Source organism: Terrisporobacter sp., from assembly GCF_017888745.1.
In the GTDB taxonomy this organism is placed as follows: Bacteria; Bacillota; Clostridia; order Peptostreptococcales; family Peptostreptococcaceae; genus Terrisporobacter.
Genome location: NZ_JAGHFM010000184.1, coordinates 1 through 11074, shown reverse-complemented (window position 1 = coordinate 11074; position 11074 = coordinate 1). Strand labels below are relative to the sequence as shown.

Genomic DNA, 11074 nt, shown 5'->3' with positions numbered 1-11074 from the left:
GTATTAACCTCTATCTCATCTTTTACTTTTAAAATATCTTCATTTTTTTCCATCTTTCTAAATACAGCCTTTATTCTAAGAATAAGCTCTTTTACATTAAAAGGCTTGCAAACATAATCATCACAACCTAAATTAAATCCATCAATCTTATCTTCATCATCAGTTTTGGCTGTAAGCATTATAATATGTACTAAAGATGTTTCTCTTATTTTTTCACATATTTCTTCTCCACTTATATCTGGCAACATTCTATCTAAAATAACTAAATCAAACTCATTGTCATTAAATAAATCTATTGCCTGTTTTCCATCATAAGCTACCTTAGTATTATATCCTTCTTTATCTAAATAAGCTTTTACAACCTCTGTTATCTTTTCTTCATCGTCAACTAATAGTATATTAAACATATTTCCTCCTTTAGTTCCTTTATACTTTTACAATATAACATAATTATAGATTTTTTATGAAGTTTTATAGATAATATACTTATTATTATATTATTCATTATTTTTTCATAATTTTAGAATATAATATACATATTATTAAATAAAAAATAATTTAAGGAGAAAGTATGAGTAAAATCACTAAATTTTTTGATGTATATGGTATGAAGTGTCACTCTTGTGAATCTACAGTTGAACATGAAATTAGTAAACTTCCAGGAATAACCAGTGTTGGAGCTGATCATGAAAACTCAATGGTAATCGTTACTTACGATAATAAACTATGTAATGATACTGAAATAATAAATTCCATAAAGAATTGTGGTTTTTCAAATAAAAATAATTTACTAGTAAAGGTTTTAGGGCTTAGTATATTAATTATATCTATATTTTTCCTGGGAAATAATCCTTTGACTGGATCTACTACATTTTCAACAATTAATGAAACTTCCTTTTTTATGTTATTTATTGTAGGAATTTGCACCTCATTTCATTGTATAGGAATGTGTGGTGGAATAATTTTAACACAAACATTTAATAACTATGAAAAAACATCATCTTTGAAGTCGTCATTTTTGTATAATTTAGGGCGTGTTATTTCTTATACTATTTTAGGTGGTATTATAGGTGCATTAGGTTCTGTATTTTCTTCATCTTTAGAAATACAAAGCATGATTCAACTTATTGCTGCCTTATTTATGATAATATCAGGATTAAATATTATAGGTATCAAATTATTTAAAAGATTCACTTTGCCTACTATTTTCAATAAAAGTACATGTGTAAATAATCATAAAAATCCTTTCATTATAGGTTACTTAAATGGTTTCTTACCTTGTGGGCCACTTCAAACTATGCAGCTTTATGCTCTATCTAGTGGAAGTTTTGTAATGGGTGCGTCTTCCATGTTTGTATTTTCACTTGGTACTGTACCAGTTATGCTTAGTCTTGGATATTTGTCTTCTAAAATCAACGAAAAATATAATGACAAAATTTATAAATATGCTGGGCTTTTAATAATTATATTTGGACTTTTTATGATAAAACGTAGTATTTCAATTATCTAATATCTTAATAATTAACTCATCATTATAGTTAAATTATGAAGTTTTTAAATAAGTAAATTTTAATAAATATATAATAAAAAAATAGGTGCTATCTTAATTTAAGATAACACCTATTTACAAAATATTAAATTTAAATTATTTTTTCTACTATTAATGTTAAATCTTCTATCCTAATTTGATTTAATACTGACTTATCTAAATCAAACTCATCAAGTGCTATATTTATCTTGTATGGTAAATCTTTTTTTATTGCTTTTAACCTTCTTCCCTGAATATTCTTAACTATCTCTTCACTCTGTCCATCTATAATTCTTGGTACAATAATTGTATCTTCCATATCAAATATCTCTTTCCCATTTCCAATAATAGAAAACTTAGCTTTCGATATATCTCCTTCTTCAGCCAAACTATTATATTTAAAACTATATTTTAAAGAAATATATATATTATATATTCCTGGATCATTGATTACTAAAGTATCATTAGGTCTTTTAGAATCACTTGAATCTATTTCACATCCCGCTGTATTTACTTCCATTGGTAATGCAGTAAGATATAAGTTATTTAGTTCTGAAACCACCTGTGAAAGTGTAGAGTCATTAACTTGAGCTATACAAATGTCTTTAGGTCTTAAATAACAGCAGTCTTTATTGTTATAACATTCCTCACCACATTTGCATAAACAAATTTCTTTCCATCTACATGGACATGTAGTTTCATTCTTTTTATTTAAATTGTTGTCTATATTTTCATTCATACTAATTAATTCACTCCTTTATATATGATCTATAAGCATCATCTTTATTTATATACTTCTACGATATTTTATTCCATTTAGTACTATTTAGTGACATAATTAGATAAAATATCTTTATTTTTAACTTTTATACAATTTACAGCTAGATTATTTTTATAAAAAATTTGATTCATCTAAGGTACCTATAGCATAAATACTTAATATGACCAATGCCCTTGAGAAACAACTTTAAGCAGTTGGAGTTTACAACTTATCCGTAAATAAAATAAATTGTAAACTACTTAATACTAAAAAAAGAGACTATATTAGTCTCTTTTAATCATCTTATTTTTTCTATTGTTATATCTTTAAATATTCTATCAGCATCTTCTTCTTTAAAACTTCCTGTGGAAAAAGTAAGTGCATTAGCTGCAGATATGGATATAGCATATTTTAAACATTCAATACTAGAATAACCTCTTTCTAAACCTACTGCAAAAGCAGCCACCATAGAATCTCCACATCCAACTGTATTTACTACCTCTATTTTAGGTGGTCTCCCATGATAAACACCATCTTTACAAACTAATAATGCTCCATCTTTTCCAAGAGATACAACAACTATTTCTATTCCATTTTCATGAAGTTTGACAGCACTCTCTATCACTTCTTCTTCATTATTTATACTTACACCTAATAAACTTTCCATCTCTTCGCTATTAGGTTTTATCATTGTTGGAAGAGCTTTTATTCCTTCTTGTAATAATTCACCTGATGCATCTAAAATAACCTTTTTGTTTTTTAATTTTATCATTTCTATTAAAGTAGCATAGATATTAGATGGAACTCCTTTTGGAACACTTCCCGAAATAGTTATTATATTACTTTTATCTATAATATCATCAAACTCTTTTATAAAAGTATTTACTTCTTCCTCACTAATAGGCGCTCCACTTTCTAAAAATTCTGTTGATATATTATTTTCATCTAAAATATTTATACAGTTTCTTGTTTCACTTTTAACATGAATAAATTGACTACTTATGTTATCCTTTTCTAGTAATTCTTCTGCTAATGCTCCACAGTGACCTCCAACAAACCCTGTTGCTAAGATATCTTCTTTGCAAAGAGAAATAACTCTTGAAACATTTAATCCTTTTCCACCTGCAGTATTATTACATTCTAAAACTCTCATAACCTTGCCAGATTCATTACTACCTTTTATTTTATATGCTTTATCTACAGATACATTTAAAGTTACTGTTGTAATCATAAAATCTCCTCTTCTTATAAAGCTTCACTATCAATTAATAGTTTACCTTTTACTTGATTATTTTTATACATTTCAAAAGCAGTCGATATTTCTTTTAAAGGAATTTTTTTATAGATTAAAGATTCGTCAAACTTTAATTCTCCTGTTTTAAAATAATGAGCAGTTAATTCCCACTCTTTTCCTGGGAATGGTGCACTATATGACATCCAAGACCCTGTTAAATTAAATTCTTTTCTATTCATTTGCTCCCATTCTTTAACTGAGAAAGTAATTTCTTTAGTTGGTGTTCCTATAAAGCATACATTTGCTTTATTAGCAGCTAGTTCAAATGCCATTTTCATAGTTATTGTATTCCCTGCTGTCTCAAACACATAATCAAACCCTCTATTATCAGTTAGTTCAAGTGCATCTTTCATAAAGTTTTCATCTAATGTATTTATTCCATTGTCTGAACCTAGTTTTTTAGCTAAGTCTAATCTTTCATTATTTATATCAAATACTACAACCTTTTTAGCTCCAAATATTTTAGCCCATTGCATAGTGAATAGTCCTATTGTTCCACCACCTAAGATAGCTACTGTTTTTCCACCTTCATAAGGAACTCTTTGTAGTCCATGAAGTGCAACTGTAGCTGGCTCAAAAAATGCACCTTGTTCAAAACTTACTTCATCTTCAAATTTAACTGCATTTTTTCTGGAACCACTACGTATTCTGCAAAGCTTCCAAATTCTCTAGAACCTATAAAGCTATAATTTTTACAAAGAGAATAATCACCTACTTGACAATCAACACATTCCATACAAGGAACTAAAGGTACTCCAGCTACTCTATCTCCTGCTTTAAGAGATGTAACTCCTTCTCCTATTTCTTCTATAACACCAGAAAATTCATGTCCTAATACATTAGGAAAGAAGTGGGAAGCTCCATCATTTACTCTTGGTACGTCTGAACCACAAACTCCTGTATACTTTACCTTTATTAGAACTTGTTTGTCCCTTGGAGTAGGTTTTGCTATATCTTCAAATCTTATATCTTCTTTACCATGTACAACTCCTGCTTTCATCATTTCTTTTTCCCCCTTATATTATGCTCTATTAACTGATCCACACATTTCTATGCGGTTTTTTACTAGCTCTTTAACATTTTCCATAGCAGATTTTCCATATTTTTTAGGATCTATTAATTCTGGATTTTCTGATAAGGTATTTTTTATTCCATCTGTGTAAGCTATTCTTAACTCTGTTGCAAAATTAACTTTACATATACCACGATTTATACTTTCTTTTATTGCTTCTTCTGATAATCCTGAAGCTCCATGTAAAACTAATGGTACACTTACTACATTCTTTATTTCACTTAAACGATTTAAATCTAATTTTGGTATTCCATCATAAACCCCGTGAGCTGTACCTATTGCGACAGCAAGAGAATCCACATTAGTTTTTTCTACAAACTCTTTAGCTTCTAAAGGATCTGTATATCCACCACTTCCTCCATCTAAATCATCTTCTTTTCCTCCAACTTTACCAAGCTCAGCTTCTACTGGAATAAGAGATGGTTTACAAGCATCAACCACCCTCTTAGTTATTTCTATATTTTCTTCAAAAACACTATGAGATCCATCTATCATTATTGATGTGTATCCAGCTCTTAATGCTTGCATCGCCAAATCAAAACTACTTCCATGATCTAAGTGCATAGCCACAGGGACTTTTGATTTTTTAGCTGCTGCTGCAACATTTGCTAAGTAAAAATCAAGTCCTGCATATTTTACTGTTGATGGTGTAGTTTGCATTATTACTGGAGCATTCAACTCTTCTGCTGCTGCAATAACTGCCATAACCATCTCCATATTTTCCACATTGAAAGCCCCTACTGCATAATTTCCTTCTTGAGCTTTTAATAATATTTCTTTAGTTGTAACTAGTGCCATCTTGAAAATCCCCCTATTTTTTTCATTTATAATGAAAAATCCATTCTAAAATTATTTTTTATTTCTTCTACTTCATAAAATGTATAAAAAAAAATATATCTTATACTCAGTGATAGCTCATGAGTTATCACTGAGTAATTATATATTTTCTAAGCTTCTTCTTCTTTTAATTCTTGAGCACGTTTTTTAGACGTTCTAACTGCAAATACTAAACATATTGCATATATAACTCCAATACCTACAAGTCCAGATATATTGTCTCTTGTAAATAGTTCTGTGAAGATATAAGTAATTGGTGCTCCACCTTGGTCAAGGGCTGCTAATTGAGCTGCTCCATTTGTAGAATTTGTGCTTATTGCTAACTCAGTTACCCATGGAATAGTTTGGTTAGCTATCCATATTGTTAAATACATTATGAATGACCCAGATATTATACTTCTAAAGATATTTCCTTTGTGCACTGCAACTGCTATTGCTATAAAAAATCCTATTGTTGCTAAATCACCAAATGGTAAAATAACGTTTCCAGGAACTATAACAGCTATTAATATAGTAAGTGGTATAAATATTAATCCAGCAGTAACAACTTGTGGATCCCCAAGTAATATCGCAGGGTCTAATCCTATATAGAATTCAGAGTTATCGTATTTTTTAGATAATACCTCTTTTGCTCTTTCTGATATTGGCATTAAACCTTCCATTATACATTTAACAACTTTAGGCATTAATACCATAACAGCTGACATTTTTACACCTAATTGTAATGATGCTGAAAAATCATATCCAGCTAAGAAACCAACTATCGCACCTAATATGCCTCCTATAACTATAGGTTCTCCAAGTACACCAACTTTTTCTTGTAAAGAATCTGCTGTTAAGTCTATATCTCTAAGTCCAGGTATTTTTTCTATTATTGCATCTATAACACAAGCTATTGGTCCTAAGTATGCTGATGTACCATGTGGTACTGTAAGTCCATCTAATTCAAAGTAATCAGTCATAAGTGGTGCCCATATATCACCTAACTTATATGCTATAGCAGCATGAACAATTACCCCTAATATACCTATCCAGAAGTTACCTGTAGCCACATAAGCTATAGCTCCTGTGAAAGTCATATGCCATATATTCCATATATCTATATTTACTGTTTTAGTCCATTTTAAAGCTAACATTATTATATTTACTGCTATTGCTACTGGTATAGCTACTGTTGCTATATTTGAAGCCCAAGTCATTGGTGATGCTCCAGGCCATCCAATATCAACAACTCTCATCGATAAACCAAAGTTTTCAGACATAGCTTGAGCAGCTGGTCCAAGCTGTGAATTCATCATGTCCACTATAAGACCTAGCCCAACGAATCCAACACCTATCATTAAACCTGATCTTACTGCCTTACCTACTTTAACCCCAACACAAATACTTAGTATTGCTATTACTAATGGAAGCATAACTGATGCTCCAAGTCCTATGATATAATTAATTATATCTCCGAAAATTCCCATTTTTCATTTCCTCCCTATTGTAAATATTTTATAACTATATAATTGTTATCTAAGAAATGATTACTACTACGCTTGTAAAACTTCTAATATTGATTTTTCAGTTTTTTCTACCCCTACTCCCGATATGAAAGGCATTCCTGTTATTAGTGGTATACCATAGTCTCTTTTAACTTTAGAAGTTGTTACTATTAAACATGCTCCATCTAAATTTGATTCTATTTCTGATATTCTTACTTGAGCTATTTCTATATCTATTCCATTTTTCTTTCCTAACTCTACTATTTTATTTGCTGCTATTGTTGAAGTTGCAACAGCTCCACCACATGCTACTATTACTTTCTTTTTCATATTATTCATTCTCCTTATTCTTGATTATTTTTATTATTTCTGTTTTTTCTTTTGCATTTGCTAATTCATTTAAGACATTTTTGTCTTGAAGTATAGCTAATATATTTTGAAGCATTGACAAATGCTTTTTAGGATCATCTACTGCTAACATTACAATAACTTTTGTTTCTACTTCTTCATCATCAGTACCCATTTGTATAAATTTTACAGGTTTTTTTAAAGTTGCTATGCCTATACCAGCTTCATTAACATGAGATACATCAGTATGAGGAATTGCTATACCAAATCCATCCACATCTATACCTGTTGGAAATTCTCCTTCACGATTAATAAGAGCCTGTATATAACTTTCTTTACATAGGCCTTCATTTATAAAGACTCTTCCCACTTTTTCCATAATTTCAGAGCTATCTTTTGCATCTAACTCTGGAAATATCAAATTATCTCTTAACTGTTCCCAAACCATTTATGTTTCCTCCTTTAGATGCTATATTCATATCTTCTTATTATTTCTGATAATTCATATTCAGATTTTGCACTTTCTATTGCATCTTTAAATTTATCTTGACCTAGCATATTCACTAGATTAAAAAACGCTTTCAAATGAGTATTATGATCTATCGCACTTAAGCAACAAACAAATTTAACATCTACTCCTTCTTCATCATCACCAAATTTAATAGAATTCTTTAATCTTATTAAGTTCATTCCTACTTTTTTAGTACCTGCATCTATACCATCATGAGGAAGTGCAAATCCATCTGATATAACTACATAAGGTCCATTTTCTTCTATATTCTTTATCATATTATCAATATATCTTTCTTCGATATATTCATTATCTAATAAATATTTAGCTGATTTTTTTACGGCTTCTCTCCAATTTTCACATTCTACATCTAATTCAATATTAGAACTAGGTAATAAATGATGGAGATAAGGAGATGTGTAATCAATTTCTTCATGCACACCATCATCAAAATATTCTAAAACTGCATCTGTTATCTTTTCTTTTAATCCTTCAGGTATTTCACCTTCAAATTCCATAAAAACAGACTTTAATTTATTTAAAACACCCTTAGCTGTTATTTCCTTTTTCTCTATCCTTGGAGGAATATTCCTACTATTTCTAATTTCATCTATCTTATTTCCTACCCTTATGTAGTCTTCATCTGTAAATAAAGGTGATACAATAACATAGTCAGTATCAATATTTTTTAAAGGTACTGTCGAAATTACTAAATCAGCATTTCTATTTACAATATTTTTTTCATCATGAGATGAAACTATGTCTACTATCTGAAAGTTATAATGTGTCTTCAGTTTTGCTAATAACAATTGTGAGGTACCTATACCTCCATTACAAACAAGAATAACGTGAAATGCTATTTCTTGATTTTTCTTTCTTTCTATTGCTGCACAAATATGAATTGTTATATATGCTATTTCAATTTCACTAATTTCCCTTTGTACATACTTTTCAATGATTTCTATATGTTTTTTTACAGCCATAATCACATTAGGATTTTTTAATACTACTGCATCAATAAATTCATTTTTTTGAAAATTATTATTGTTATATCTAAAAATTGATTCTAGATGATTCGATAAATTTTGATAAAAGTCATAATCATCATTTAAATTAATTTTCAATTCATGAGACACACATTCAATAAATTACCTTGTTATAAGCTGTATTCTTACCATACTTTTACTTTCATTACTTTTTTTCAAGTATCTAAGACTATTTAGGACTTTACTAAGATATTTAGCTTCATCCATAGTGCTTATAATATTACAATATTGAGATATATACTTAAGTAAATCTTGTGCCATTGGGAGCTTTGTATCACAAACATGGTTTTGACTTTCTATTAATTCTCCTTGTTTAAGTCTTGATATACTTATTAAAAGATAGTTTTTTAATTTATTATAAGAAGAATCAGTTAAATATTTACCATGTACATGCTCTTGTTCATTTATAATCTTATGAATTATTTCCATCTCACTATTAACAATCATATTATTATTATTTATTGATGATATTAAATTTTGATTGTTTTTATCCGATAAGATTATATTTAATAAGAAGTTCCTTTTATCACTTTCTAACCCTTCTAATCTCAATCCCTTATTAGCATGTGATATAACAGTCAAATTACCAGATTTTAAATACTCCTTAACGTGGCTTAAGTCATTTATAGCTGTTGCTCTACTTACAAATAAAGTATCTGCTATTTTTGAAAGTGTAATATACTCTGAAGATTCTATTAGTATAATTGCTATCATAAGTTTTCTTTCTTCTTTTGAAAGCTTATATGTATAAAAATCTCCATCAGATATTAATTCATATGCAGACTCTATATCTTTTTTCTTTTCAATCTTACCATTACTACATAATGCTAAAAGTGAAAGATTATTTGAATCAAGAAATTCATTTATTGAATTCAAATCATTTCTTATAGTTCTTTGAGAAACATTAAACAATGTTGCTAAATCTGAAATTGTTAAGTCGTTTTTATTTATAATTTCTAGTAGTATTTCTTTTGTTCTCTTTTTCATTTTATCCCCCTACTGTTATGATTAAATTCTATCAGTATTTTAAAATTTAAAACAGTCAAATGTTTTTCACACTTTTGCGAAAAAAAATATAATAGTATAAATCTTTTCACATTTTTTTGAAAGAACCTACACTGTCCTAAATATTCTAAAACAAGTTATACTTTTTTTGAATATTTAAAAGGCTAATTTAATATAAAAGGAGATAAATATGTACAAATTAATAATTTTTGATATTGATGGAACATTATTAAACACAGAAAAAGCTGTATTAAAAGGATTACAAAAATGTTTAAAAATACATCATAATATCGAAACTAGCTTAAAAGAATTAGAATTCGCAATAGGTATGCCTGGAGATGAAGTATTTAGTCATTATGATATATATGATAACGGATTTAGCTATGATAAATGGGTAAAGTATATCGATGACTTTAAAAATGATATAGAGTTATTTGATGGTATTCTTGATACTATCAAGCATCTAAAAGAAAAGAACATTACTCTTGCCATAGCTACATCTAAAACTAGATGGGAGTACGAAAATACTGTAAACTATTTTAATATTAATCAATATTTTGATTATGTAGTTTGTATAGATGATGTTAAGTATCCAAAACCTAATGCTGAACCACTTTTAAAAATCATAGAATATGCTCATGTTGATTCAAGTGATGCTTTATTTTTAGGCGATACTTGTTTCGATATACAATGTGCTAAGAATGCTAATATAGACTTCAGATTAGCACTTTGGGGTGCTCATGAAAAATGTAAAAAGCTATGTGATAATTATTTCTCTCATCCAAAAGAAATATGTTCTATTATTTAATATAAAGAAAACTCCTCATTTAAATTTTGAGGAGTTTTCTTTATATTAATTTTATATGATTATACTAGTTTTTCTTTTTTAATATTATCAACTTTAACATCAATAAAATTATTTTAGTTGTTTTGCTATACTGCCTTGTAATGACTTTCTCTTAAATTTACTCAATATTTCCACATAGATATTTTACTGTATTTAATTATTAGTTTAAATACTATTTAGTTATTATATTTATTTAATAAAATAATCATTTAAATTTTTTCTCAACAAAATCTATTATTATTCTAGTTGCCTCATCAATTCCCATATAGCTTGTATCTAAACAAATATGATAATGTTTCGAATCTCCCCAAGTGTAGTCTGTATAATATTTATAATAAG

At 28.3% G+C, this 11074-nt stretch carries 13 protein-coding genes; 2 read left to right on the top strand and 11 right to left on the bottom strand.

Annotation, left to right across the window (positions count from 1 at the left end; all coding sequences use genetic code 11):
- A partial coding sequence (locus tag J7G74_RS09070) for a response regulator transcription factor (RefSeq protein ID WP_297134383.1) occupies positions 1-407 on the bottom strand: 407 nt, incomplete at its 3' end.
- Positions 408-571: 164 nt separating this feature from the next.
- Between J7G74_RS09070 and J7G74_RS09065 the strand changes: the two genes are divergently transcribed.
- Complete coding sequence (locus J7G74_RS09065) at positions 572-1510, top strand: urease accessory protein UreH domain-containing protein (RefSeq protein ID WP_297134380.1); 939 nt, start codon at positions 572-574, stop codon at positions 1508-1510.
- A gap of 130 nt (positions 1511-1640) precedes the next feature.
- On the opposite strand, the gene J7G74_RS09060 is transcribed toward J7G74_RS09065, so the two are convergent.
- The 10 genes from J7G74_RS09060 to J7G74_RS09020 all read right to left on the bottom strand — a co-directional run bounded on the left by J7G74_RS09060 (position 1641) and on the right by J7G74_RS09020 (position 9870).
- Positions 1641-2267 (bottom strand): hypothetical protein, encoded by a 627-nt coding sequence (locus tag J7G74_RS09060; protein ID WP_297134377.1) that lies wholly within the window; start codon positions 2265-2267, stop codon positions 1641-1643.
- A 319-nt stretch (positions 2268-2586) separates the two neighbouring features.
- Entirely contained in the window at positions 2587-3519 is a 933-nt protein-coding gene (gene pfkB, locus J7G74_RS09055) for a 1-phosphofructokinase (RefSeq protein WP_297134374.1), read from the bottom strand.
- A 14-nt stretch (positions 3520-3533) separates the two neighbouring features.
- A complete protein-coding gene (locus tag J7G74_RS16720; RefSeq protein WP_334299737.1) occupies positions 3534-4058 on the bottom strand; it encodes a zinc-binding dehydrogenase in 525 nt (174 codons plus the stop codon).
- 122 nt (positions 4059-4180) lie between these two features.
- Positions 4181-4585, bottom strand: coding sequence for an alcohol dehydrogenase catalytic domain-containing protein (locus J7G74_RS16715; RefSeq protein WP_330616487.1), 405 nt, complete (start codon positions 4583-4585; stop codon positions 4181-4183).
- A gap of 18 nt (positions 4586-4603) precedes the next feature.
- Positions 4604-5452 carry a class II fructose-1,6-bisphosphate aldolase gene (gene fba, locus J7G74_RS09045; protein ID WP_297134372.1) on the bottom strand — a complete coding sequence of 283 codons (849 nt, stop codon included), beginning with the start codon at positions 5450-5452 and terminating at the stop codon, positions 4604-4606.
- Positions 5453-5601: 149 nt separating this feature from the next.
- Positions 5602-6960, bottom strand: a complete 1359-nt coding sequence (locus tag J7G74_RS09040) for a PTS galactitol transporter subunit IIC (protein WP_297134353.1) — start codon at positions 6958-6960, stop codon at positions 5602-5604.
- A 66-nt stretch (positions 6961-7026) separates the two neighbouring features.
- Positions 7027-7308 carry a PTS galactitol transporter subunit IIB gene (gene gatB, locus J7G74_RS09035; protein WP_297134350.1) on the bottom strand — a complete coding sequence of 94 codons (282 nt, stop codon included), beginning with the start codon at positions 7306-7308 and terminating at the stop codon, positions 7027-7029.
- 1 nt (position 7309) lies between these two features.
- Complete coding sequence (locus J7G74_RS09030) at positions 7310-7774, bottom strand: PTS sugar transporter subunit IIA (RefSeq protein WP_297134348.1); 465 nt, start codon at positions 7772-7774, stop codon at positions 7310-7312.
- A 14-nt stretch (positions 7775-7788) separates the two neighbouring features.
- Positions 7789-8973, bottom strand: coding sequence for a BglG family transcription antiterminator (locus J7G74_RS09025; RefSeq protein ID WP_297134346.1), 1185 nt, complete (start codon positions 8971-8973; stop codon positions 7789-7791).
- Positions 8974-8985: 12 nt separating this feature from the next.
- On the bottom strand, positions 8986-9870 hold the full coding sequence (locus tag J7G74_RS09020) for a BglG family transcription antiterminator (RefSeq protein ID WP_297134343.1): 885 nt from the start codon (positions 9868-9870) through the stop codon (positions 8986-8988).
- Positions 9871-10078: 208 nt separating this feature from the next.
- Between J7G74_RS09020 and J7G74_RS09015 the strand changes: the two genes are divergently transcribed.
- Complete coding sequence (locus tag J7G74_RS09015; RefSeq protein WP_297134341.1) at positions 10079-10696, top strand: HAD family hydrolase; 618 nt, start codon at positions 10079-10081, stop codon at positions 10694-10696.
- The last annotated feature ends 378 nt before the right edge of the window (positions 10697-11074 follow it).